Source organism: Tenacibaculum sp. ZH5_bin.1 (genome assembly GCF_042865525.1).
Lineage (GTDB): Bacteria > Bacteroidota > Bacteroidia > Flavobacteriales > Flavobacteriaceae > Polaribacter > Polaribacter mesophilus.
Window position 1 is genome coordinate 203,351 of record NZ_JBEGIO010000001.1, and the last position, 26,018, is coordinate 229,368.

At 31.2% G+C, this 26,018-nt stretch carries 24 protein-coding genes; 17 read left to right on the forward strand and 7 right to left on the reverse strand.

Translation table 11 applies throughout. The features are described 5' to 3' along the window. The first annotated feature begins 72 nt into the window (after positions 1–72). The 11 genes from ABHQ57_RS00865 to ABHQ57_RS00915 all read left to right on the forward strand — a co-directional run bounded on the left by ABHQ57_RS00865 (position 73) and on the right by ABHQ57_RS00915 (position 10,868). A complete protein-coding gene (locus ABHQ57_RS00865; protein WP_159509327.1) occupies positions 73–939 on the forward strand; it encodes a DUF58 domain-containing protein in 867 nt (288 codons plus the stop codon). Positions 940–948: 9 nt separating this feature from the next. Next, positions 949–1,866, forward strand: a complete 918-nt coding sequence (locus ABHQ57_RS00870) for a hypothetical protein (RefSeq protein WP_389861931.1) — start codon at positions 949–951, stop codon at positions 1,864–1,866. Then, a complete protein-coding gene (locus ABHQ57_RS00875; protein ID WP_073182501.1) occupies positions 1,853–2,860 on the forward strand; it encodes a VWA domain-containing protein in 1,008 nt (335 codons plus the stop codon). Before ABHQ57_RS00870 ends, ABHQ57_RS00875 begins: the two co-directional genes overlap by 14 nt. A gap of 5 nt (positions 2,861–2,865) precedes the next feature. Next, on the forward strand, positions 2,866–3,903 hold the full coding sequence (locus tag ABHQ57_RS00880; RefSeq protein WP_172644826.1) for a VWA domain-containing protein: 1,038 nt from the start codon (positions 2,866–2,868) through the stop codon (positions 3,901–3,903). An 8-nt stretch (positions 3,904–3,911) separates the two neighbouring features. Continuing rightward, positions 3,912–4,736: a tetratricopeptide repeat protein gene (locus tag ABHQ57_RS00885; protein WP_047788270.1), complete on the forward strand. Its 825-nt coding sequence runs from the start codon at positions 3,912–3,914 to the stop codon at positions 4,734–4,736. A gap of 51 nt (positions 4,737–4,787) precedes the next feature. Further along, positions 4,788–6,551, forward strand: coding sequence for a BatD family protein (locus tag ABHQ57_RS00890; protein WP_073182500.1), 1,764 nt, complete (start codon positions 4,788–4,790; stop codon positions 6,549–6,551). Next, entirely contained in the window at positions 6,551–7,303 is a 753-nt protein-coding gene (locus ABHQ57_RS00895) for a CDC27 family protein (RefSeq protein WP_047788268.1), read from the forward strand. Before ABHQ57_RS00890 ends, ABHQ57_RS00895 begins: the two co-directional genes overlap by 1 nt. 54 nt (positions 7,304–7,357) lie before the next feature. Further along, positions 7,358–7,657: a hypothetical protein gene (locus tag ABHQ57_RS00900; protein ID WP_047788267.1), complete on the forward strand. Its 300-nt coding sequence runs from the start codon at positions 7,358–7,360 to the stop codon at positions 7,655–7,657. A gap of 183 nt (positions 7,658–7,840) precedes the next feature. Next, positions 7,841–9,421: a SulP family inorganic anion transporter gene (locus ABHQ57_RS00905; RefSeq protein ID WP_047788266.1), complete on the forward strand. Its 1,581-nt coding sequence runs from the start codon at positions 7,841–7,843 to the stop codon at positions 9,419–9,421. Positions 9,422–9,475: 54 nt separating this feature from the next. Next, complete coding sequence (locus ABHQ57_RS00910) at positions 9,476–10,105, forward strand: carbonic anhydrase family protein (protein WP_159610825.1); 630 nt, start codon at positions 9,476–9,478, stop codon at positions 10,103–10,105. A gap of 136 nt (positions 10,106–10,241) precedes the next feature. Continuing rightward, on the forward strand, positions 10,242–10,868 hold the full coding sequence (locus ABHQ57_RS00915) for a carbonic anhydrase (RefSeq protein WP_167712493.1): 627 nt from the start codon (positions 10,242–10,244) through the stop codon (positions 10,866–10,868). A 31-nt stretch (positions 10,869–10,899) separates the two neighbouring features. On the opposite strand, the gene ABHQ57_RS00920 is transcribed toward ABHQ57_RS00915, so the two are convergent. After that, entirely contained in the window at positions 10,900–11,430 is a 531-nt protein-coding gene (locus ABHQ57_RS00920; protein ID WP_047788263.1) for a CvpA family protein, read from the reverse strand. An 81-nt stretch (positions 11,431–11,511) separates the two neighbouring features. Here ABHQ57_RS00920 and ABHQ57_RS00925 point away from each other — a divergent pair, with 81 nt between their 5' ends. Continuing rightward, positions 11,512–11,868, forward strand: a complete 357-nt coding sequence (locus ABHQ57_RS00925) for a hypothetical protein (protein WP_159611055.1) — start codon at positions 11,512–11,514, stop codon at positions 11,866–11,868. Here the strand turns inward: ABHQ57_RS00925 and ABHQ57_RS00930 are convergent. Further along, positions 11,865–12,659 (reverse strand): SDR family oxidoreductase, encoded by a 795-nt coding sequence (locus ABHQ57_RS00930; protein WP_159509225.1) that lies wholly within the window; start codon positions 12,657–12,659, stop codon positions 11,865–11,867. The two genes, ABHQ57_RS00925 and ABHQ57_RS00930, sit on opposite strands and share 4 nt — an antisense overlap. Positions 12,660–12,783: 124 nt before the next feature. Between ABHQ57_RS00930 and ABHQ57_RS00935 the strand changes: the two genes are divergently transcribed. Further along, positions 12,784–14,166 (forward strand): TlpA disulfide reductase family protein, encoded by a 1,383-nt coding sequence (locus ABHQ57_RS00935; RefSeq protein WP_167712494.1) that lies wholly within the window; start codon positions 12,784–12,786, stop codon positions 14,164–14,166. A gap of 54 nt (positions 14,167–14,220) precedes the next feature. On the opposite strand, the gene ABHQ57_RS00940 is transcribed toward ABHQ57_RS00935, so the two are convergent. Further along, on the reverse strand, positions 14,221–14,580 hold the full coding sequence (locus ABHQ57_RS00940; protein WP_167712495.1) for a YraN family protein: 360 nt from the start codon (positions 14,578–14,580) through the stop codon (positions 14,221–14,223). 39 nt (positions 14,581–14,619) lie between these two features. On the opposite strand from ABHQ57_RS00940, the gene ABHQ57_RS00945 reads away from it, so the two are divergent. Then, positions 14,620–14,829, forward strand: a complete 210-nt coding sequence (locus tag ABHQ57_RS00945) for a DUF2892 domain-containing protein (protein WP_073182496.1) — start codon at positions 14,620–14,622, stop codon at positions 14,827–14,829. Here the strand turns inward: ABHQ57_RS00945 and ABHQ57_RS00950 are convergent. Further along, the gene (locus ABHQ57_RS00950; RefSeq protein WP_167712496.1) at positions 14,826–15,812 is read right to left on the reverse strand and encodes an LD-carboxypeptidase; all 987 of its coding nucleotides are present in this window, start codon (positions 15,810–15,812) and stop codon (positions 14,826–14,828) included. The two genes, ABHQ57_RS00945 and ABHQ57_RS00950, sit on opposite strands and share 4 nt — an antisense overlap. Before the next feature lie 115 nt (positions 15,813–15,927). On the opposite strand from ABHQ57_RS00950, the gene metG reads away from it, so the two are divergent. The 3 genes from metG (at position 15,928) to ABHQ57_RS00965 (ending at position 21,697) form a co-directional block, all read left to right on the forward strand. Further along, positions 15,928–17,982, forward strand: a complete 2,055-nt coding sequence (gene metG, locus ABHQ57_RS00955; protein WP_167712497.1) for a methionine--tRNA ligase — start codon at positions 15,928–15,930, stop codon at positions 17,980–17,982. Between the two features lie 73 nt (positions 17,983–18,055). After that, positions 18,056–19,507 carry a hypothetical protein gene (locus ABHQ57_RS00960; protein ID WP_167712498.1) on the forward strand — a complete coding sequence of 484 codons (1,452 nt, stop codon included), beginning with the start codon at positions 18,056–18,058 and terminating at the stop codon, positions 19,505–19,507. A gap of 66 nt (positions 19,508–19,573) precedes the next feature. Beyond that, the gene (locus ABHQ57_RS00965) at positions 19,574–21,697 is read left to right on the forward strand and encodes a Tex family protein (protein WP_167712499.1); all 2,124 of its coding nucleotides are present in this window, start codon (positions 19,574–19,576) and stop codon (positions 21,695–21,697) included. Between the two features lie 57 nt (positions 21,698–21,754). On the opposite strand, the gene ABHQ57_RS00970 is transcribed toward ABHQ57_RS00965, so the two are convergent. The 3 genes from ABHQ57_RS00970 to ABHQ57_RS00980 all read right to left on the reverse strand — a co-directional run bounded on the left by ABHQ57_RS00970 (position 21,755) and on the right by ABHQ57_RS00980 (position 25,958). Continuing rightward, positions 21,755–24,691 carry a TonB-dependent receptor plug domain-containing protein gene (locus ABHQ57_RS00970; protein ID WP_167712500.1) on the reverse strand — a complete coding sequence of 979 codons (2,937 nt, stop codon included), beginning with the start codon at positions 24,689–24,691 and terminating at the stop codon, positions 21,755–21,757. Positions 24,692–24,709: 18 nt separating this feature from the next. Next, positions 24,710–25,441 carry an energy transducer TonB gene (locus ABHQ57_RS00975; protein WP_073182492.1) on the reverse strand — a complete coding sequence of 244 codons (732 nt, stop codon included), beginning with the start codon at positions 25,439–25,441 and terminating at the stop codon, positions 24,710–24,712. 181 nt (positions 25,442–25,622) lie between these two features. Continuing rightward, positions 25,623–25,958 (reverse strand): single-stranded DNA-binding protein, encoded by a 336-nt coding sequence (locus ABHQ57_RS00980; RefSeq protein ID WP_047788254.1) that lies wholly within the window; start codon positions 25,956–25,958, stop codon positions 25,623–25,625. Between the last annotated feature and the right edge of the window lie 60 nt (positions 25,959–26,018).

A 26,018-nucleotide genomic window follows, 5' to 3' on the forward strand; every position in this document is an offset into this window, starting at 1 on the left:
ATTATCAATGAGCAATTATCAGCCAAAAATACTTTACTGATTATTGATAACTGTTAACTGACAATTGAAAACATGGATACAAAAGAGTTACTAAAAAAAGTTCGAAAAATAGAAATAAAGACACGTAGGTTGTCTAATCATATTTTTGGAGGAGAATACCACTCAACCTTTAAAGGTAGAGGTATGACTTTCTCTGAAGTACGTCAATATCAATACGGAGATGATATTAGAGCAATTGACTGGAATGTAACTGCTCGCTATAACGAACCCTATGTAAAAGTTTTTGAGGAAGAGCGTGAGCTTACCATGATGTTGGTAGTCGATATTTCTGGCTCTGAATTTTTTGGTACTTCTGAACAATTTAAAAAAGATACCGTAACAGAAATTGCCGCAACACTAGCCTTTTCTGCAATTCAAAACAACGATAAAGTTGGTTTAATCCTGTTCTCTGATCAAGTTGAACTATACATTCCTCCTAAAAAAGGAAAAAGTCACGTATTACGAATTATTCGTGAGCTTATTGAATTTCAACCAAAAAGTAGACAAACCAATATTAGTGAAGCTCTCAAATTTTTATCCAACATCATGAAAAAGAAAGCAATTGTTTTTATGCTTTCTGACTTTATGGATGATAATTACGAGCGTACACTAAAAATTGTTGGTAATAAACATGATGTTACTGGTATTCGTGTATATGACAAACATGATGAAGAAATTCCTAATTTAGGAATGGTTCCTATGATAGATGCTGAAACAGGAAAAACACAGCTAGTTAACACTAGTTCTAAATCTGTTAGAACTCATTACAAGGCAAATGCTTTACGTTTGTCTAATTATTTTGAAACCACTTTTACCAAGAGTGGTGCAGGAACTATCAACACTAGAGTTGACGAAAGTTATGTACGAAAGCTATTAGGTTATTTTAAACGAAAAGGATAAGAACAAACAATGAAACACAAACTACTTTACATATGCTTGTTTTTAACTTCTTTTGCCTTTGCACAACAACCTCAGGTAAAAGCAGAAATTGACACCACAAATATTAGAATTGGTGAGCAGTTTCAATATAAAATATCTGTTGACGAAACTGAGAATGTTATCATTCCAAAACTAGAAAACTTAAAAGGATTGGAAGTTATTGATACATTAAAAATTGACACTATTGAAAACAAGCTCATTCGAAAATACATTTTAACAGGGTTTGATAGTGGTGCATTTTACATTCCTCAACAACAAATATTTATTAGAAATCAAGCTTATTTAACCGATAGTTTATTGGTTAATGTAGCTACTGTCCCTATCGACACTACGAAGGTTAAAAAGTTTCCAATTAAGGGAATTAAAGGAGAACCTTATCAGCTTGATGATTTCAAACAATACATTTGGTGGATCATAATAGCTATTCTTGTCATAGTGTTATTACTTTATTTCTTTGTTTTCAAAAAGAAAAAAGAACAAGAAGAAAAAGTTATTATCCCTTTATTACCTCCTTATGAAGAAGCTATGCAAAAACTGGAGGAACTGGACAAAAAACTATTATGGCAAAATAATCAGGTTAAAAAATATTATAGTGAATTAACAGACATTGTAAGAGGTTATATTGAACGAGAGCTACATGTTCCAGCCCTGGAAAGCACTACTGATGAATTAATTGACGTTTTAAAAGACTTCAATGACACAAAGTCAATAGAAACTTCGAGAGAAATTATTGATAAATTAAAAGGTCTTTTACAAGAATCTGACCTAGTAAAATTTGCGAAATCAAAACCTTTATCTCACGAAATAGAGGAAGACCGAAAAGACGCAAAGCTTATTATAGATAATTTAAAACCCAAAAAACAAGAAGATGATGATGAAGTGGAATAATTTCGAGTTTCATAGTCCCGAGTTTTTATGGTTGCTAGTATTAATTCCTCTGTTAGCTTTTTGGAGTTTTTATACTCGAAAAAAAGATGGTGCTCAACTTAGAATGCCAAGTACTAAAGGTTTTAAAATACAAGGTTCTATTTTACCCAAACTCAAACCCATACTACCGTTCTTAAGACTACTGGCATTAACCTGCTTAATAGTTGCTTTAGCACGCCCTAGAAATGTAGCTGTTAGTAAGAAAACAAAAACAAATAGAGGTATTGATATCGTAATGGCTGTTGATGTTTCGGCTAGTATGCTAGCAAAAGACCTTAAACCAAACCGATTAGAAGCCTTAAAAAGAGTAGCTACCGATTTTATAAACCGACGCCCTAATGATCGTATTGGTATCGTAGTATATGCAGGAGAAAGTTTTACACAAACTCCAATTACCAGTGATAAATCTATTGTGAAAAGAACAATTTCAGAAATTAAATGGGGACAGTTAGAGGGTGGAACTGCTATTGGAATGGGCCTAGGTTCTGCTGTTAATAGACTAAAAGATAGTAAAGCCAAAAGTAAAGTTATTATCTTATTGACAGACGGTGTAAACAATGCTGGTTTTGTTGATCCTAAAACAGCTACTGATTTAGCAAAAGGAAACGGAATTAAGGTTTATACTATCGGAATTGGAACTAACGGGATGGCTCCTTTTCCATGGGCTAAAGACCCAAGAACAGGAAAAATTTCATTTAAAAATCAACCTGTTGAAATTGACGAAGATTTGCTAAAGCACATTGCCAGCGAAACTAGTGGTAAATATTTTAGAGCAACTAATAACACTAAGTTAAAAGAAATTTATGACGAGATTGACAAGTTAGAAAAAACTAAAATCGAAGAGTTCAAGTATTATAATTACTCTGAAAAATATCGTTTTTTAGTTTTCTTAGCAGGGATATTTTTACTTTTAGAATTCACCCTAAAAAACACGTTATTTAAAAGTTTTATTTAAGCAAGATGTACAAACTAGAAGAACCAATATATTTTTATCTTTTTGCAATTATTCCTGTAATAATTGTGGTTTTCCTATTAGTTTTATGGTGGAAAAAACGAACTCAAAAAAAGTTTGCTAACCCGTTGCTTTTATCTAAAATAGCACCAAATACATCAACCTTTAAATCGGTACTAAAACTTGTTTTCTTTTTGGTAGGATTATCATTTTTAATTCTATCATTAGTTAATCCTAAAATGGGAACAAAACTAAAAACTGTGAAAAGAGAAGGTGTTGATGTGGTGTTTGCTTTAGACGTTTCTAAGAGTATGTTAGCAGAAGATATTGCACCTAATAGATTAGAAAAAGCAAAACAAATTATATCTAAAACTATTGATAAGTTAGGCAGTGATAGAGTTGGTATTATTATCTATGCAGGTAATGCATATCCCCTACTCCCTATTACTACCGACCATGCTGCAGCAAAAATGTTTTTGCAAAATGCAAACCCAGACATGGTTTCAAGTCAAGGTACAGCCATTAATGAAGCTTTAAATTTGGCAAATACTTATTATGATAACGACGAACAAACAAATCGTTTTTTAATAATTATTTCAGATGGTGAAGATCATCAAGAAGAAACTAAACAAGTTGCCCAAAACATCGCTAACGAAGGTGTTAAAGTATATACCGTAGGTGTAGGAACCGAAAAAGGAGGGCCAATACCTATCAAATTAAATGGCGCGCTTATTGGTTATAAAAAAGACAGAATGGGAGAAACAGTAATTACCCAAAGAAAACCTGATGTTTTACAAGGAATTGCTGATGCTTCTGACGGACAATATTTTGATGGTAATAAAACTGAAAATCCAGTAGAAGCCATTGAGAAGATTATTGGAAACGCACAAAAAAATGAATTTGAAACAAAACAGTTTTCTGATTATAAAGACCAATTTCAATGGTTTGTAGGTATTGGACTATTGTTTTTGATTCTAGATATGTTTTTGTTTGATAAGAAAACCAAATGGTTGAAGAAAGTAGATTTGTTTAACGAAGAATCTTAACATGTAGTATGAAAAGTTTACAAAATTTAATATTCATTATAGTCCTTACTGTTTCTACGGCGGTCAATGCACAGCAAGACACACTTAAACTACAACGTGAAGCACGTGCTTTGTTACGAGAAGGAAACAAGTTATACAATAAACAAAAGTTTAGTGATGCTGCTATTGCTTACCGGAAAGCTTTAGGTAAGAATAGTAAGTATGAAAAAGCAAGTTATAATTTTGGTAATACTTTATACCAAGAAAAGAAATACAAAGAAGCTGTAGAACAGTTTAAAGTAACCACTGAAACTTCAAAAGACAAGATGGCTCAGGCTGAAGCATATCATAACATTGGTAACGCAATGATGGAGCAAAAACAGTATGAACAAGCAGTTGAAGCTTTTAAAAATTCCTTACGTAGAAACCCAAATGATGATGAAACACGTTATAATTTAGCTGTTGCTCAAAAAGAAGCTAAAAAGCAACAACAAAATCAAAAAGATAACAAGGATAAAAATAAAGACGAAAAAAATAAAGATCAGAAAGATCAGCAGAAAAAAAACGACAAAGACAAACAAAACGATAAAAATAAAGATCAAAAAGGAGACGATAAGGATAAAAAAGATGATCAAAAAGATCAGAAAAATGACGATCAAAAAGATCAACAAAAACCTAATCAAGACCAAAAAGACAAACAAAATCAAAAACCTAAACCTCAACAAGGTAAGATGACTCCTGAACAAATGAAACAATTGTTAGAGAGTTTAAACAATGAGGAAAACAAGACGCAGAAAAAAATGAATGCGAAAAAATCAAAAGGAAGAAAAGTAAAACAAGAAAAAGACTGGTAATTTTACAGTTTTTAAAATCTTATTTATTTTTAGACAATTTTGAAAATTAACATGAAGTTAAAAATATACATATCGTTATTAGTTAGTTTTATAACATTTACCATTCATGCACAAGATGCTGCATTAACGGCCACCGTTAGTAAAAATAAGTTAGGTGTAAACCAACGATTACGTATTGAGTTTTCAATAAACAAACAAGGAGCCGATAATTTCAAAGCACCAAGCTTCACAAACTTTAAAATAGTTGGTGGTCCTAGTCAATCAGTAAGTCAATCTTGGATTAACGGTAAGGTTTCCTTTAATCAATCATACACTTACATTTTACAACCTAAGAGAAAAGGAGAATTTAACATTCCTTCTGCGAGTATTGAAATTGATGGAAAGACACTCACCTCTAACCCTATAAAAGTTATCGTTCTAGATGCTGTAGACATCCCTAAAAACCCGAACGATCCTAATTACATTGCAGAACAGAACATTCATTTAGTTGCTGAAGTTTCCAAATCTCAACCTTATGTTGGTGAAGGTATTTATGTAGAATATCGATTATATTTTAGCGATAATGTTGGAATTTACGATAATGCCATAACAGAAGCTCCACAATACAATGGTTTCTGGAACCAAGAAATTAAACGTAACGGAATGCCTGTTAAAACTGGAACATACAATGGAGAGCAATATCGTTATGCTGTATTACACAAAGCTTTATTAATTCCAACAACATCTGGTAAGCTAACAATAGACCCTATGAAGATGGATATTGTTGTAGCAGTTCCTACTGGAAGAGCTGACTTTTTTGGAAACGTAATTACACGTCAAGTCCGTAAAGAATTCTCTTCTGCTAAGAAAATAGTTAATGCTCAGGCCTTACCTATGAATAACAAACCAAAAGACTTTACTGGTGCTGTTGGTCAGTTTTCATTCGATGTTTCTTTAAGCAAGAATACCTTAAAGGCTAACGAATCATCGCAAATTAAGGTTTCTGTGAAAGGAAAAGGAAATTTAAAACTTTTTGAACTCCCAAAAATTGAAACCCCTAAAGAACTAGAGGTTTATCAACCAGAAAGAAAAGAAAGCGTTCGTATTACTGGAACAGGACTATCTGGATCTATTACAGATAATTACACTGTTGTTCCGGAATTCAAAGGAAAATATAGAATTCCAAAAACTAGCTTTTCTTACTTTAACCCAAAAGAAAAAGTGTATCAAACCATCACTACAGATGATTTATATGTTGATGTTTTGGAAGGAAAAGAAATTCCGACAGATTCAGATACTAATGCAGTTGCTAAACAAGACGTAAAAGTTACGGGTAGCGATTTCAGATACATCCAAACATCTACTAACTTACAACCTATAAAAACTGAAGATTTCTTTAAATCTACATTATTTTATATTCTTTTGTTGCTTCCTATTTTAACAATTCCTATTGGAATTATTATTCAGAAAAAGAGAGAAGAACGTAATAGTGATGTGCTAGGAAACAAGCTACGAAAGGCTGACAAACTCGCCAAGAAATACTTATCGGAAGCACAAAAACAATTAGGAAATAAAGAAGCTTTTTATGAAGCCTTAGAAAGAGCTTTACATAATTACTTGAAGGCTAAACTAGGCGTAGAAACTTCTGATATAAGTCGTGAAAAAATTACTGATTTACTAGCTAATAAAAATGTTAGCAAAGAAACCATTAGCAACTTTATTGAAGTATTTAACAATTGTGATTTTGCTAGATATACTCCAATTACCAATACACAAATGAAGGAAGAATATGAAAAAGCAAAACAAGTAATAACGCAATTAGACAGACAGTTATAATGAGAAATTTAGTTATATATTTATTCTTATTTGTGTCAATTAGTATGTTGGCACAAAATGCCAATGATTTATTTTTAAGTGCTAATTCTTTATATAAAGAAGGAAAGTACGAAGAAGCTATTAAATTATATGAGCAAATAGAAAATGAAAACCTAGCTTCATCTGAAGTTTATTACAACTTAGCTAACTGTTACTATAAACTCAATAAAATAGCTCCTACTATTTATAATTACGAAAAAGCATTACAGTTAAACCCTTTAAACGAGGATGCAAAAAACAACTTAGTTATAGCAAAACGTTTAACTCTTGATAGAGTTGAAGCATTGCCAAAATCAGTATTTCAGAAGCTTAATGAAAACTATTTACAAAAGTTTACTTATAATACGTGGGCTGTAATTACTGTTGTATTTTCTTTTATGGCTTCTATTTTATTTTTACTGTTTTATTTTTCTTATACTCCAAGTAAAAAAAGAACCTACTTTACAACTAGTATTATCTCATTTCTATTTCTAACATCCTCTTTAGCTATAACATACATTCAATATAACCAAGCCCAAAACAATATTGAGGCCATTATTTATAGCGAAGAAGTTTCTGTTAAAAATGAACCTACTAATAATTCTAATGAGATTTTTACACTACACGAAGGAACTAAAGTTAATATATTAGACTCTGTAGATAATTGGAAAAAGTTAAAGTTAACTGACGGTAAAATTGGATGGGTAAAAACTAAAACTTTAAAAGAACTATAACATTTTTCTTCAAAAATTTAATTACTTTTACCAGTGAACAAATAAAAAAGTATCTTGAAATCCAAAATAGCTATCTTTTTCATCGTCTTATTCACAGGCATAATTATTACGCCCTCGATTATTACGTTAGTTGATAAAGATCAAGATATTACTATATTTTTAAATCTTAGCGAAGAAGAAGAAAATACTAAACACGTTAAAGTAGCTGAATTAAAAGCTCATCCTAACGAAGACTACACTTCTTTTTTATATAAGAAAATTCAAAAAAAGAAAAACGTTCGTTTTCAGTCTAAAAACTACGTTTCACAATATCCAAAAATTCTTACCCCTCCTCCAGAATTACTTATTGCATAATAACACAGGTAAACCACCTCATATAAGGTGATTAGCTAAAAAAATGAAAAATATTTCAATGTACAGTAAGAGTACTATTACTTTCCTTGATATATTTTAAGTTTCTATTGCTAATAAATCAATCATTTTTAAAATTAAAACATACTCTAAAATTTTATTTAGAGTTTAACAAACACATATATCATGTTTAAAACTATTAAAAGCGACTTACCCGCAAGTATTGTCGTATTCTTTGTTGCCTTACCTTTATGTTTAGGTATTGCTTTGGCTAGTGGAGCTCCTCTTTTTTCTGGTGTAATTGCAGGAATTGTAGGAGGTATTGTAGTAGGTGCCTTGAGTGGCTCTAAAATAGGAGTTAGCGGTCCTGCAGCTGGTTTAGCTGCTATTGTATTAACTGCTATTGGTAATTTAGGTGGTTATGAAAACTTCTTAGTTGCAGTTGTACTAGGTGGAATTATCCAAATTCTTTTTGGTATTCTTAAGGCTGGTGTAATTGGCTATTATTTTCCATCATCTGTAATTAAAGGAATGCTTACTGGTATTGGTATTATTATTATCTTAAAGCAAATTCCTCATTTTTTCGGATATGACGCTGAACCAGAAGGTGCTGATAGTTTTATTGAACCTTCAGGAGAGAATACTTTTTCAGCTCTTTTAAGTATTACTGACAATATCACTATAGGATCAATGATTATTGGTTTTATTGGATTAGCAATATTAATTCTCTGGGATAGAGTTTTAAGTAAAAAAGGGAAAATATTTCAGTTAATTCAAGGACCATTAGTAGCAGTTGTTATGGGAATTGTCTTTTTTACTCTAACACAAGGAAATGAAACATTGGCAATACAAGCATCTCATTTAGTAAGCGTACCTATTCCTGAAAGTTTTGATTCTTTCTTAGGGCAATTTACCTTTCCTAATTTTAGTGCTATTGCCAACTACGAAGTTTGGGTAACCGCATTTACAATTGCACTAGTAGCCAGTTTAGAAACGCTACTTTGTGTTGAAGCTACTGACAAATTAGATCCTGAAAAAAATGTAACCCCAACAAACAGAGAATTACTAGCACAGGGAACAGGAAATATTTTATCTGGTATAATTGGAGGGCTACCTATTACTCAAGTAATTGTAAGAAGTTCTGCAAATATTCAATCAGGAGGTAAATCTAAAATGTCTGCGATTATACATGGTTTCTTCTTATTAATTTCAGTAATACTAATACCTACTTTATTAAATAAAATTCCATTATCTGTATTAGCAGCTATATTATTAGTAGTAGGTTATAAATTAGCCAAACCAAGTTTATTTAAGCAAATGTTTATTTTAGGATGGAAACAGTTCATTCCTTTTATTGTAACAGTTTTAGGTATTGTTTTTACTGATTTACTTACAGGAATTTCTTTAGGATTAGCTGTCGGTGTTTTTGTTATTTTGATAAAAAGTTACCAAAACTCTCACTTCTTACATATTGAGGATAAAAGCAACGGAATACACAAGATAAAAATGACACTTGCAGAAGAGGTTACTTTCTTTAACAAAGGAGCTATTTTAAAAGAATTAGATAGCTTACCTGAAAACACTCATTTAGAATTAGATGTAAGAAAAACTAGATACTTAGATAACGACATTATCGAAATTTTAGAAGACTTTGCTTTTAAAGCTAAAGAAAGAAATATTAATATTAAACTTATTTCAGAACGTGGTATTGTAGAAAACCCAGAAAGTTTTATTAAGTTTTTTAAACTTAGGCCAAAAGCAGCATAAACTTTTTAACTTCGTAAATTCTTAAAACGACATAAATAATCTTATAAAAATATAATGAAAGCACATACTAAAGAAACACAAGCCACTATGACACCTGAAAAGTCATTACAATATTTAAAAGAAGGAAACTTAAGATTTCAAAATAACTTAAAAGCTAATCGTAATTTATTAGAGCAAGTCAACGATACTAGAGAAGGGCAATTTCCTTTTGCTACTATTTTAAGTTGTATTGATTCTAGAGTTTCAGCCGAATTAGTTTTTGATCAAGGTTTAGGTGATATTTTTAGCGCAAGAATTGCCGGTAATTTTGTAAACGAAGATATTTTAGGTAGTATGGAGTTTGCTTGTAAATTAGCTGGCACAAAATTAATCGTTGTGTTAGGACATACTAGTTGTGGAGCTGTTAAAGGAGCTTGTGACAATGCTCAGTTAGGTAACTTAACCAACATGTTGGGTAAAATTAAACCTGCTGTTGAAGCTGTCACTGAACCTAAAGACGAAAGCTTAAGAAACTCATCTAATATAGAGTTTGTAAATAACGTTGCCGAAAAGAATGTACATTTAACTATCGACCGAATTTTAAACGAAAGTGAAGTTTTAGCTGAAATGCATAACAACGGTGAAATCATGATTGTTGGAGCTATGTACGACATTAAAGATGGGGCTGTTACTTTTTTTGAATAAAGAACACCAATTTTAAATTATATTATAAAGAGAATCTAAACTTAGTTTTAGGTTCTCTTTTTTATTAACTTCGAAAACTGTTATGCTTAGTATATAAGCAACCGCTAAAGATTCTTCTAACAAACATTTTATACTAATGAATCTATCTAAAATTTTTGCAAATAATAAAGAGTGGGTAAAAAGTAAACTGTCTACCAATAAAGATTACTTTAAAAAATTAAACGAAGGACAAAGTCCAGAGCTTTTGTATATAGGTTGTTCTGATAGTAGAGTTTCAGCAGAAGATTTGATGGGACTAAGCCCTGGTGACGTTTTTGTACACAGAAACATTGCTAATATGGTTCCTGCAATCGATTTAAATTCTGCTTCCGTTATTGAATATGCTGTTGAACATTTAAAAGTAAATCATATTGTGGTTTGTGGTCACTACTCATGTGGCGGAGTTAAAGCCGCAATGCAGTCTGCTGATTTAGGATTGCTAAATCCATGGCTACGCTATATCAGAGATGTATACCGTTTACACAAAGAGGAACTAAATGCAATAGAAGATGAAGATGCCCGCTACGATCGTTTGGTTGATTTAAACGTACAAGAGCAATGTGTTAACCTTATTAAAACTGCTGCTGTACAAAAAGCATACAGAGATAGAGGTCTAAAAGTACACGGTTGGGTTTTTGATATCAAAACAGGAAACCTCATCGATTTAAATATCGATTTTGAGCAAATCTTAGAAGATATTATGGAAATTTATCATTTAGACTAAATATAAAATTGAGTAAAAAGATTATCTGCTTTTATATTGTTATTTCTAGCTCTTTATTATCTTCATTTTCTTGTGTTTCTTGGTCTTTTATAATCGAAGGAAAAATCGTTGGAGCAATCTTCTTTACTGGCTTAAATAAAATAGACTCTTCTAGGCTTTTCTCTTTTACAAACGGAATAGTATCATTCATTTTTCCGAAGAAAATAAAAACTACACTTAAAATTAATCCAATTTTTAAAGCACCGAAAACACCACCTAAAATTTTGTTCAAAATTCCTAAAGCTGCAAAATCAGCTATTTTGGTTAAAATTTTTCCTAATAGTGCTATAGCTACAATTATGACCACAAAAGTTCCAGCAAAAGCCGCCAAAGAAATATACTTTTCATCCCAAGTAACACTAGTTTTCAACCAATCTCCAATAAAGTATGAAAAATGGATAGCCCCATAAACTCCTGCAACCAAAGCAACTAGTGAAGCAACCTCTACAAACAACCCTTTCATTAAACCTCTTACAAAGCCAAAAAGTAGTAATGCTGCAATAATAATATCAAAAGTATTCATAAATATAAAAGCCTTCTACTATAAAATCTATGCTCAAATATACATAACTCATTTGTATCTTTGCTTTTTCAAAAAGCACAAATGGCAAAAGAAATCAATTTAAAAGAAAAGTGGGATTTTGTAATAACTCAATTATCACAACAATTTGCTGACGGTGATGAGCTTAATATAGATGGAGTTATCTACCTAATTGGCGTTCAAGAATTGGGACAAGGGCATCGTAAGTTTAAAAAAGATGAAAAGGTCAACCTTATGCATATTGCTATTTGTAAGTTGTTAGAACCTTACGGATACTATGAATTCGATTTTTTTGACGATGATGGATGGCCTCACTATAAAACTGTAACCGAATTACCCAACTTAAAACCAGGTGAACAATCTGTTTTAATGAAAGAAGCCATCATTAATTATTTTGAACTAATTAATTTTTTTGATTAAGTAACACTTAATTTCCGAATCATTTTTGATAATAACTTAGGGAAAAAACGTTTCGTATATACACCTAACTTTTCCTTCACACCTGCTATATAAACTTCTTCTTTTTTATTCTTTATAGCTTTTAACATCATTCTAGCAAATCTATCTGGATCTATACCATTTGCTGTCGCTATGTCCATTGTACTTTGCGGGGTACCATTTCCTGTTAATGCATTTTTCGACACATTGGTAGTTACAAATCCTGGACAAATTAAAGTAACAGCAATGTTGTCTTTATAATGTTCTGCTCTCAAACTATCAAAAAAACCATGTAAAGCATGTTTCGTAGCAGCGTACGTAGAACGTAATGGAGTTCCTATTTTACCAACAATACTCGTAGTTACAACAAAATGCCCTGATTTATTTTCAATAAAATGAGGTAACAAGGCTTTTGTAAGCGCCACAGTTCCTAAATAATTAACATCCATCAAACGTTTATCAACTTTTATTGAAGTATTTTTCACTAGCGATCGTTGACTTATTCCTCCGTTGTTCACTAAAACATCTACTCTTCCAAAAAATGAAATTGCTTTGATTACCCTCTCATGAAGGTTTTCATAATCTTCTAAATCTAAAGGCAAAATCATAACTTTTTCAGGAAATTTACAACTCTTTTTCACTTCTCTTAAAATGCTTTCATTTCTTGATGATATAATTAATTTTGCTTCATAATTAGATAACTCAATGACTAGAGATTTACCGATTCCTGAAGACGCACCTGTTACCCAAAATATTTGTTCTTTAAAGTTCATGTTTTCAAATGATTAAAAAAACGTTTCTAAAATACACAAGATAAAATAAAAGTGGTACACTTCTTGGATAGAAGTTCGTAAATGACTAGTTTTAAAACCTTATTAATAACCCTTTTTAAATATTATGATGAAAAAATTACTGGCTCTATTAATATTCACTACATCACTTGCAAATGCACAGTATACTGTTAAAGGTACCATGACCCCTCCAGACAAAGGAGATTGGGTTATTTTATATAAAATTGAGGGAGCAAAACAAAAGTTTCTTGCCAATGCCACCATTAAATTTGATACTGTAGCTATAAGCGGTGAAAAACAAGTTTTAGGTAAATTTAGTTTTGAACTACCTAATACAGCAACTCCAGGTGCTTACAGAGCTACTTACAGAAATTCTGGTGCAGGTTTTGTTGATTTTTTCTTTAATAAAGAAAATGTTGAATTTGTTTTTAATCCAAAATATCCGGACCAATCGGTTTTATTTACTAGCTCTAGAGAAAACAAATTATACAATGAATACTTACAAGCATATAATGCTGTTCAAAAAAAGATAGATTCATTACAAGCTTCTTATATTGAAACTAAATCAAAAGACACAAAAAAAGCATACAAAAAAGAGCTTAAAGAGTTAGAAGATGTTCAAGAAATGTATGAAAATAAGTCTGAAGGAATGTTAGTAAATAGTTTTATAAAAGCCTCTCGCCGTTATAATTCATCTAACCCTCATGATAATGTTCAAGATTATTTATCTGCTACTAGTGAAAACTTTTTTGAGTATGTAGATTTTAAAAGTGACAAACTATACAATTCTTCTTTTTTGATTGACCGAATTAACGATTATGTTTTTTACCTAAATTATTCTGAAGATAAGGATGTTCAACAAAAATTAATAAAGGAATCTATTACCAATGTTATGAAGAAAATTTCTTCTGACAAGTTAGAAAAAGCAGTTATCGATTATTTAATTAGTGCTCTTACTGAAAAACGTAACGGGCCTGCAGTAGACTGGATGTTTGCTGAATATTATGACAAACTTCCTACTGAAGATCAAGATGTTAATTTTAAAAAGGAAAAACTAGACATCTTACTTGCAACAGTAGGTAGAGTGGCACCTGATTTTTCTTGGAAAGAAGGAGATAAAGAATATAAATTATCAACATTAAATGATGGAAACAAGTATTTGTTAGTATTCTGGAGTACTGGTTGCCCACACTGTATAAAAGAAATTCCAGAACTTTATAAGTTTATGCAAACTCATAAAGAAGTATCGGTAGTTTCTTTTGGTATTGAAAATGAAGAAAATGAATGGGACGAGTTTGTTAAGAATTTACCAGGATGGCACAATGCTATTGGAACACATCCTGAGTATAAGTTTGACAACGAAACCGTAAAAAAATATAACCTACTTGGTACTCCGTCTTATTTCGTATTAGACAAAGACAAAAATATTATTGCTATGCCTGATCACGTTGAAGACGTAGAAAAATATTTCAATAACGATAAGAAATAAATATCAATATAACGTAAAGAAAAAGCTCAACAAATTTGTTGAGCTTTTTCTTTTTTAAAAATATAAAAATGCATCTTCAATATGCTCTATTACAAACTCATTTCGTTGTTTAATGATAGCAATGATATCAAACTGTATTTCAACATCTAACCCTCGTTCATTTACATAATTATCAATAGCAGTAACTAATAGCTTTATTTTCTTTGAGTTCACAAAGTCTTGTGGATTTCCAAAATAAGATGTAGATCTTGTTTTAACCTCAATAACAACCAATACATCTTTTTTTTGAGCAATAATATCAACCTCTGCTTTTTGGAAATAGTAATTTTTTTCAACAATAGTGTACCCATTTTTAACAAGATAATCTATTGCTAGTTGCTCTCCCTTCTTACCAAGTTCATTGTGTTGCGCCATTTAAAAACTTATATTTGAGTAACCGTAAATCTTTTTATCATGAAAAAAAACATAGGAAACATTGATAAAGCTATTAGAACTTTCATTGCTCTTATAATGGCTATGCTATCTTACTTTGAATTTATTACAGGAATTTTTGGTAATATCTTACTTGTATTAGCAATTATACTTTTGGTTACTAGTTTAATAAATTTTTGCCCACTATACAAGTTGTTAGGAATAAACACATGTAAAACAAAAAACAGTTAATTAAATTCTACCAAACACTGCTTATTCTTACTTATCGATAATTTAACTTCTCTACCCATTATCAATGCTCTATTATCTGGTTCATGACCTGCAGGAAAATTAAATAATATAGGGATATCTTTAGGAACAACGTCCAAAATTAATTGTTCTATTGAACTTCCCCAAGGAGTGGTATTTCTCTTAATCTTAGTCATATCTCCCACAATAATCGCTTTAACTTTAGTAAAATACCCTGCTCGCCTTAAACTTTGTAACATTCTATCTATCGAGTACTTATATTCTCCTATTTCTTCAATAAACAAAACTTTTCCATCTGTAGAAATTTGACTGTCCGACCCTAACATCGAAGCCAAAATAGCAATATTACCACCCACTAATTCTCCTGAAACCTCACCTACTTTATTCTCTTGTGAAGCAGGAACTTCATAGCGTAATTTTTCTCCAAATAATGCTTTCTTAAAAGTAGCGATTGTTTGCACAAGATCTTTTGGATCTTCTTCCATACTTGTTCCCATCATCGCATGCATTGTTTCAATACCTAAATTATGAATATGGTTATGAAATGCTGTAATATCAGAATACCCAATAATCCATTTTGGATGTTTTTTAAAATTAGTAAAATCTAATCTATCTAAAATCCTCACAGAACCATATCCTCCGCGTGCACTCCAAATAGCCTTAATATTAGGATTGTCTAACGCGTCTTGAAAATCTTGACAACGTTCTTCATCAGTACCTGCAAAATGATCATTCTGATTAAACATATGCTTCCCATACACTACCTTTAACCCCCAAATTTCTGCTAATTTTTTAGCTTTATCAATGGTTTGTTTACGATTTTTTAATATTCCAGCAGGAGCAACAATTGCAATCGTATCTCCCTTTTGCAAATAGGGTGGTGTGGTTAACTTCATCGTTTTATTTTGTGCATAACCTGATATAATTATCAGTATAAAAAATAAGGTGAAAATTCTTTTTTCCATAAACAAGTTACTTTTCTTGACTTTAAAAGTCTAAAATCCATCAAATGTACCTAATTTATAACAGTATAAAAAATTGCTTTTTCGTACTTTTGCGCTTTAATTTTAGTAGAAAAACATGAGTACACCAAAAAGATATACAATTACAGCAGCATTACCTTATACAAATGGCCCAATCCATATTGGACATTTGGCAGGAGTGTATGTTCCTGGAGATATTTATGCGCGTTATCTGCGTCAAAAAGGAAAAGACGTAGCCTATATTTGTGGGTCTGATGAACACGGAGTTGCAATACCAATGCGTGCTAAAAAAGAAGGTGTTACTCCACAAGATATTATTGACAAGTACAACGGAATCATTAAAAAATCGTTTGAAGACTTTGGGATTTCATTCGATAATTATTCACGTACTTCAGCTGAAATTCATCATAAAACAGCTTCAGATTTCTTTATCAAATTATACAATGATGGTGAATTTGTTGAAGAAGTTACGCAACAATTGTATGATGAAGAAGCTAATCAATTTTTAGCAGATCGTTTTGTAATTGGTACGTGCCCAAAATGTGGAAACGAAGAAAGTTATGGAGACCAATGTGAAAAATGTGGGACAAGTCATAATGCTACAGATTTAATTAATCCTAAATCAGCTATTACTGGAAATGTTCCTACCTTAAAAGAAACTAAACATTGGTTTTTACCTTTAGATAAACACGAAGCTTTCTTACGCGAATGGATTTTAGAAGGACATAAAAATGATTGGAAACCTAACGTATTAGGGCAATGTAAATCATGGATTGATGACGGACTACGTCCTCGTGCAGTAACCCGTGATTTAGATTGGGGAATTCCTGTTCCTGTTGAAGGTGCTGACGGAAAAGTTTTATATGTTTGGTTTGATGCGCCTATTGGTTATATCTCTTCTACTAAAGAATGGGCTGCTCGTGAAGGTAAAAACTGGGAAGATTATTGGAAAAAAGACGATACCAAATTAGTACACTTTATTGGTAAAGATAATATTGTATTTCACTGTATTATTTTCCCTGCTATGTTAAAAGCTCATGGTGATTTTATTTTACCTGAAAATGTACCAGCCAACGAATTTTTAAATTTAGAAGGAAATAAACTATCAACTTCTAAAAATTGGGCTGTTTGGTTACACGAGTATTTAGAAGAGTTTCCAAATCAACAAGATGTGTTACGTTATACCTTAACAGCTAACGCTCCTGAAAATAAAGACAATGATTTTACTTGGAAAGATTTTCAAGCTAAAAATAATAATGAGTTAGTAGCCATCTTCGGAAACTTTATCAACCGTGTCGTAGTATTAACAAACAAATACTACAACGGGCAGGTACCACCTGCGGGGGAATTCTCAGAAATTGACAAAGACACTTTAGAGCAATTACAGCAATTCCCAGATATTATTGCAAAATCTATAGAACGTTATCGTTTTAGAGAAGCTTCTCAAGAAATGATGAATTTAGCTCGTTTAGGTAACAAGTATTTAGCTGACGAAGAGCCATGGAAAGTAATTAAAGTTGACGAAGAGCGCACCAAAACTATTATGAACGTTGCCTTGCAAATCGCAACAGGTTTAGCAGTGTTATCAGAACCTTTTTTACCGTTTACTTCAAGTAAATTAAAGTCAATTTTAAATATTGATACTACGCTTGCTTGGAATGATGTAGCTGAAAAAGATGTTTTATTACCTGAAGGCCATCAAGTAAACAAAGCTGAATTATTATTTTCTAAAATTGAAGATACTACAATTCAAACACAGTTAGATAAGTTAGAAGCTACCAAGAAAGCAAATGAAGCTGCTAACAAAGTAGTAGAACCTCAAAAAGAAACTATCCAATTTGACGACTTTACCAAAATGGATATTCGAATAGGGACTATTGTTGCTGCTGAAAAAGTAGCTAAAACAAAAAAGCTACTGAAGCTTACCGTCGATGTTGGTATTGATACACGTACCATTGTTTCTGGTATTGCAGAAAGCTTTAAACCAGAAGATATCGTTGGTCAGCAAGTATCTGTACTGTGTAATTTAGCTCCTAGAAAATTACGTGGTGTAGAAAGTCAAGGAATGATTTTAATGACAGATACTCCTGATGGTAAATTAGCTTTTGTTCAACCTTCTGAAAAGGTGAATAACGGAGAGTTTATAGCCTAAACAAAAAACAGCTTTTATTATATTCGCAACCTCGCTTAAATGCGAGGTTTTTTATACCTCTTAATAACTAAAAATGAAAAAAAATTGTATCAACATCCTGTTTTTAATAGGATTTATGTGTAATTCTTTATTTGCTCAAACAGAAATTGCTAGTTTTAAAAACTTTTTAAAAGAAAACTCAACAGACATTAAAGATGTAATTCCTGTTGTAAATACTGAAAATAATGACTTGGCTATTTTAATTGCTGATGCTAAAAATGTCTACGCATATAAATTTAATGACGATTTTAAATTAACCGGTCAACTTTCATCTGAAACTAAGAAAAGGAAGTATAAAATACTTTTGGGAAGCAGTATTTACAATAATGAATATAAAATATTTTTAACCAATAAAAGTAACACACAATTTGCTGCAGTAAGTTTTTCTTTTAATAATAAAAAAAACACAGTAAAAGAGTTTTTACTTCCTTCTGGACAAACTTTTATCCAAACAATATCATTAAAAAATAAGTTTTATATCATTTCTGGAAACAAAATAAATGGCAATGTATATCTAAACTATATTAATGAAGATGGTAACTTACAATACATTCCACTAGACATTTCTGAGCTAAGACTTCTTAACGAAAAGAATAAAAAAGTAAGAGTTGTAGATCTGTTATTACCTTTTAACTACTCACCTATCAAAAAGTTTGAAGAAAATACACCTAACTCGATTGAATCAGTTTCTGAGACTGCCAAAATGTATTTAAAAGATAATAACCTTATTATTTCTTTTGATAATAATAAAAATATAACTCAATTATTTACTGTAAACTTAACAAACTATAAAGTTTCAACAGCAATTTTCAACAAACCTCTTTCTAATATTAAATCAGGAAGAAAAAAAACCAATTCTTTTATTTTTGACAATAAAATAGCAGTAGTAGCAGCTACGAAGGATGTTTTATCAATGTACATCTTAGACTTAGCAACTGGGAATTTTATAAAAGAATATGCTGCTAGTAAAGATGAGGAAATACTCTTTAAAAACTCTCCAATCATTCAAAAAGGAGGCTTTTATAACGGTTATAGAGAGCTAGAAAAAACTAAGAAATTTTTACGTAAAATAACTACTGGTAAAATTGGTGTTTCAGTCATTAAAAATAAAAACAGTTACTTGTTTACTTTAGGGGGGTATGTTGAACAAAGGTCTGCTGCTCCAATGATGATGGCAGGTTTTGGAGGAATAGGTGGACCAATAGCTAGCCTAGGAAGTGTAAATGTGAACCTTTTCTTTAACCCTACCATGTTTGCATATAATTCTTTCACCAATACAAAATCAACTCAAATTGAATGTTTATTTGACACAGGTTTTGAGCACATTAAAGACACCAAAATACCTAGGAATATTTTTGATAAAATAAAAAGTACCCCTAGAAAAAGCGATATTGCCTACACTATTTTTAAATATAAAGATTTTTATATTAGAAGTGATTATACCCCTAGCGACAAAACATATCACTTAAGAAAATTCACAAGATAAATTAACCTTTTACTATATTTGAAACCTCGCTATTCATGCGAGGTTTTTTATTTAAAATAATTTTCAATGCAACTTATCTCCTATATAACCTCTCGTACGCAAATATCACAAAAATCAATTCAAAATACGATTGAATTATTAAATGAAGATTGTACCATTCCTTTTATATCCCGTTACCGAAAAGAAAAAACAGGTAATTTAGATGAAGTTGAAATAGGTCAAATTGTACAACTTAAAGAACAGTTTGAAGCAATTGAGAAACGGAAAGCAGCCATTTTAAAAGCTTTAGAGGAGCAAGAAGTTTTAACCGATGAGTTAAAAGCAAAAATTGAAAAGACAGAAGACTTAACTACACTAGAAGATTTATACCTTCCTTATAAAAAGAAACGAAAAACCAAAGCAGAAACAGCTCGTAAAAACGGGTTAGAACCGTTGGCGAAGATGATTATGAGTCAGCGAGTAAACGATTTGGAATTTACTGCTTCAAAATACCTTTCGAACGAAGTAGAACAAATAGACGATGCTTTAGAAGGTGCCCGTCATATTATTTCTGAATGGATTAACGAACGAACGGATGTCCGTAATAACATTCGTTACCAATTAGAGCGTTTTGCAACCATTGCTACCAAGGTTATCAAAACTAAAAAAGACGAGGATGCTGCCCAAAAATTTAAAGATTATTTTGACTGGGAAGAAAATCTAAATCGCATTCCTTCACATCGATTGTTAGCTATTTTGCGCGCCGAAAAAGAAGGTTTTATTCGTGTAAAAATTAGTATTGATGATGAACGAGCTACTCAAAAAATAGAAGACAGAATTATTCGTTCGCATAACGAATGTGCTGAACAAATTGAATTAGCTATTGCTGATGCTTATAAGCGTTTGCTTTTTCCTGCATTATCAAATGAAGCTTTGTCTATAGCTAAAGAAAAGGCAGATGAAAATGCCATTAAGGTATTTGCTAAAAACCTTCAACAATTACTATTAGGCTCTCCTCTTGGTGAAAAACGAATTTTAGCTATTGATCCAGGATTTAGAACAGGGTGTAAAGTGGTTTGTTTAAGTGCTCAAGGAGATTTATTACATAACGAAACTATTTTTCCACACGCACCTCAACATCAATCAAAAGAAGCAATAAATAAACTTAGCTCTTTAGCTAATGCTTATAAAATAGAAGCTATTGCTATAGGTAACGGAACCGCTTCAAGAGAAACTGAACGATTGGTAAAAAGTGTATATTTTAAAAATCCCGTAGAAGTATTTGTTGTAAGTGAAGCTGGTGCTTCTATTTATTCGGCTTCTAAAATTGCACGAGATGAGTTCCCTAATTATGATGTAACTGTTCGTGGAGCTGTTTCAATCGGTCGTAGATTAGCTGACCCTTTAGCTGAACTGGTAAAGATAGAAGCAAAATCGATTGGGGTTGGGCAATATCAACATGATGTAGACCAAACACAACTAAAAAAATCATTAGACACTGTAGTAGAACATTGTGTAAACAAAGTAGGTGTTAACATTAACACTGCTAGTGCTTCTCTGTTAAGTTATGTTTCTGGTATTGGCCCTAAATTGGCTGAAAACATAGTGAATTACAGAAATGAAAATGGAGCTTTTTCCAATAGAACAACAATAAAGAAAGTCCCTCGTTTGGGAGGAAAAGCATTTGAGCAATCTGCTGGGTTCCTACGAATTAAAAACAGCGATAATCCACTAGATGATTCTGCTGTACATCCAGAGCGCTATGCTTTAGTAAAACAAATAGCCAAAGACGTTGGTAAAAAAGTAGATGATTTGATTGGTAATTCTTGTGTTTTAAAACAAATTAAGCTCCAGCAATATGTAACCGATTCTTACGGGTTACCTACGCTACAAGATATTGTAAAAGAGTTAGAAAAACCAGGATTAGACCCTCGTGAAAAAGCCAAAGCTTTTAGTTTTAACGAACATATTAAAACAATAGATGATGTACAAACAGGCATGGTACTACCCGGAATTGTAAATAACATTACAAATTTTGGTTGCTTTGTTGATATAGGTATTAAAGAAAGTGGTTTGGTACATGTTTCTAACCTTTCTGATTCTTTTGTAAAAGATGTTAACGAACATGTAAGTTTACATCAACACGTTCAAGTTAAGGTATTGGAGGTAGATATTACAAGAAAACGTATTCAATTAAGTATGAGTTTTTAACTAAAAAAAACGAGCTAATTAAATTAGCTCGTTTTTTGTATGCAAAATACTATTATTTTAGTTATTAATAATCCAAGAAAGATAATACAAACTACCTATGTTTCCTAAACCAGGAGCATGTTGATATTCTTCTCCAAATAAATTTGTTCCACCTATTTTAAACTTCGATTTTAAACTAGGTACACGATAATTTAATTGTGCATCTAAAACAGTTCTTGCTTTTACATCTCCCTTTACAAAAGTAGACACCCATCTGTATTTATCTCTCCATCGTGCATTGATGTTAAATCCAAAATTTTTGAAAAGCTTTTCATTACCAAACTGGATTTTAACACTATGTTTTGGTGTGTTAAAGTTAGGTTCAAAAGATCCAAAATCTAAATCTTCTTTCATTTCAAAATCTGTGAAGTTATAATTTGCACCTATATTAAAGTTTCTAAATAGCTTTGTGTTAAGCCCTACACCCACACCATAAGAGTTTATCTTAGATTTAGCATTGGTTATTAAGTTAAACTCTGTTACACTTCCCGTTCTAACTGCTTCAGCAGCTAAAGGGTCTAATTGTCCTGTTGCTATAACATTTCCAATATTAGGCACTACTACATCTTGAAAGAATACAAAGTCATTATGGATACTATAAAAAGCGTTAAAATCTATATCTAAATTAGTATCATTAATGTTTAAAAGGCTTCTATAACCTAATTCAAATGTTTTTACCTCTTCTGGTTGTATCTCTTTATAATCAGATTTAATATTTTGTCCTTTATCGTTAATAAAATCTAAATCATATACAGACCTTGTTAATAAAGCATTATTAATTATATCATCTCCTGTCGTAATAGAATTTTCTGTTACAGTATTACCCGTAGTAGGATCTTCATATCTACTAACAGTAGGGATGCCTATTCTTCTTAGGTTATCTGCTGTAGAACCTATAGTAGTTTTTCTTGCAGAAGGCAAAAACATATATTGTTCTTGAATTGTTGGGTTTCTAAAACCTGTTTGATAAGATGCCCTAATTATATGTAGTTTTTCTTCTCCTAAAGCATAATTAAGCGCTAATCTTGGAGAATAGTTTGGAGAAAAATTCTCAGATTTATCGTAACGGATAGAACCTGTAAACTTTAATCTGTCATTTAAAAATTTCTTTTGAAGTTGAGTATAAAAACCATATTCTTCAATACTAATTTCTTCGTTAGCATCATTAAATATTGTTCCTTTTGATTCTGGATTATAGTTTCTATAAGAACCTCCTACTTGAACATCTGCCCAATCATTAAGTAAGCTTCTAAAGTTGTAGTTTGCATCTACATGCGCATAAGCACTTTTATCGTAAATTTTACTACCTCCTTCAGTTATTAAGGTTGATGTAATTGAATTAAACCCATTGGTAAATTCAGCAGTACCTGGGTTTAACCTATATTGATCTGCAAATTCTCTAGACATTGCTATAACTCTTGAATCAACATCACTTACATTAAAAGGATTACCTGAAGCTCCTATTAAAGATGAGTTATTATTAACTAAATCCATATACTGTATTGCATAATAATCTCCCCAGCTTGGTCTGTAAGTTGTACCAGATAAAACAGGAATCTTAGCATCAGCTAAAGAATTTAGTCTTTGAGCTGTTCTTGTTAAATCGTAAGTATCACCAGCGTCATTACGTGTATAATAACCTCTTACAAAGAAATTATCTCCTTTTATTTCTAATTTAGATTGTCCAATATAATAGTTACGTTGCGCAAACCTTGAAGCAGCTCCTTGAAACATATTATCTCCCATTGCTATTCTTGTAGCTAATTGAATCTCTAATGATTCATCTTTAAAGGGTCTATAATGTAAAGAGGTTGAAAATTTTAAGTTTTTAGATTTGTAATCTTTAACTAATTCTCTTTCTGAATACCCTTTTCTACTAATATGTGTTCCTACAGGGAAGTTTAATGTAGAATCTTCATCTAGTGATGAAGCATCTAAATACCCTAAATATACAAGCACAGGAGTTGAGCTAGCTAAATCAGCAAAATCTTCATCTCCATACATATTTATACCATCATAATCTAAGCTTAAAGGAGCATCAAAACTTCCATTAATAATTTCGTTGGTGTCAATTCTTTTGTTTCTATTGTCGGTAGCATGCCATTCTTCTGCTTCAAAATAAGAGAAGTTTACTTTTGCAGCGAAAGCATCACTAAACTTATAGGCCATTCGAGTACTTACATCATAAAAAGGACTGTTTCCTGCTGCTTCTTGACTGGTCATTCCTCCTTTTGCTAAAACACTTATTCCTGTATGATTAAAAGGATTTTTGGTATCCATTATCATAATACCATTATAAGCATTGGCACCATATAATGCAGAGGATGCTCCTGGTAGTATCTCTACACTTAAAATGTCTAGTTCTGATACACCAGATAAATTACCAGCACTAGTATTTAAAGCTGGTGCTGCTGTATCCATACCATCTACTAACTGAACAAACCTTGAATTATTAAAATCAGCAAATCCTCTAGTGTTTATAGATTTGTATCCATAACTAACTTCTCTAGCATCAACACCTTTTAAGTTTACCAAGGCATCATAAAATGAATTAGAGCTACTCTTTTTAATATCGGTTAACCCTAATCTTTCTATGGTAACAGGAGATTCAATAATTTTTTCTGGTGTTCTAGAAGCTGATATAACGACTTGGTCTAATAACAAGTTTTCTTTTAAAACAACATTTACTTTTTTCTCGAAAGAAACAATTGAAACCTCTTCTGTATTAAACCCAAAAGCAGAAATTGTTATTGTTTGAGGTAACGTATTGCTCGGTAAAACGATTGAGAAATTTCCTTCTTCATCTGAAACAACAAATGTTTCTCCATTTGAAATTTTTGCATTGTAAAACGGTTCTAAATATTCATCATACACAGAACCTGATATTTTTACCTGAGCATAACTTGATAGCATAGCCAAGGTAAAAACAATCATTACTAATTGTTTTTTTAACATTTTAAATTTAATTGATTTTTATTCTTCTAATGAAAAGTTTATTGGAAAACCATATTTTACAGGTACACGTTTTCCATTATTTTTCCCTGGTTCGAAGCGAGGTAGCATAGATACCACTCGTTTTGCTTCTTCATTAAGAATTTCTCCTCCGTCAGGGCCTAAAGTTTTAATATTTGTTACATAACCATCTCTATCTATAACGAAACGAATCCAAACTTCTCCTTGAATTTGGTTTCTTACAGCTTCTCCTGGATAGCGAAAATGTTTATTAATGTGATTAACCATCTCTAAATTAAAACAATCAAGTCTCTCTTTTTTCTTGGTATTTTTACATTTATCAAAAGAAGGTATTTTTTCTGTATAATAAAGTTTAGTTGCTTTTGATAACTCTTCTTTAGATAACATTTCTGTTATTCTTGTTAAATTATTTTCATACCCTGATGTTAGGTTTTTATTTTCAATATCTACAGGTTGTGTAGTTGAAACCTCGTTAACATTTAAAGTACTAACTGAATTTATAGCTTGTGCCTTTTTTTTAAGGACTCTTTTTTTAAGATATCTTTTGCTTGCTGATATTTTAACTTTAATTTGTCTATCTGCCTTTTTCTTTGAGTTTTTTACAGGTTCTATAGTACACTTTGTTATACTATTTACATCCATAAAAGAATCATCTGGAGATTCACACACTTCTTTTTGAGCATAAAAACTTAAAGATGACAACAAAAAAATCACTAAAAAATACTTTCTCATATAAATAATTATATATTATTAAAATAATAAGGATTAAGAGTATTCTTACGAATTAGATATCATCGGGGGAACGGCCGGCAAAATTACATGTTTTAAAAATATTATTAAGTATTTTTTTAAAAAAAATAGCTACATTTACCTTTATTTTTTTTGATATTGATTATCAGTGTTTTAGTCGTTTTTACTTGCTCCCTAACATTAATAATTCATTACAAACTACTTCTGTTATATAACGTTTATTACCTTCTTTATCTTCAAAATAACGAGAAGTCAATCTACCTTCAATCATTACTTCTTTTCCTTTTTCTAGGTATTTTTCTATTATTTCTGCTGTTTTATTCCAAGCAACAATATTATGCCATTGGGTATCGGTTATCTTTTCTCCTTGTGCATTTTTATAAGTCTCATTAGTTGCAATAGCAAATTTTGCTAGTTTCTTTCCAGAATCTAAAGTGATGATTTCTGGAGTGTTTCCTAAATTACCTATTAACTGTACTCTGTTTTTTAGTGCGTTCATAATATTTTTTTAATGTTAAATAGTTAAGAATTTGCCATTCAAACGAATTGACTCTGCAAA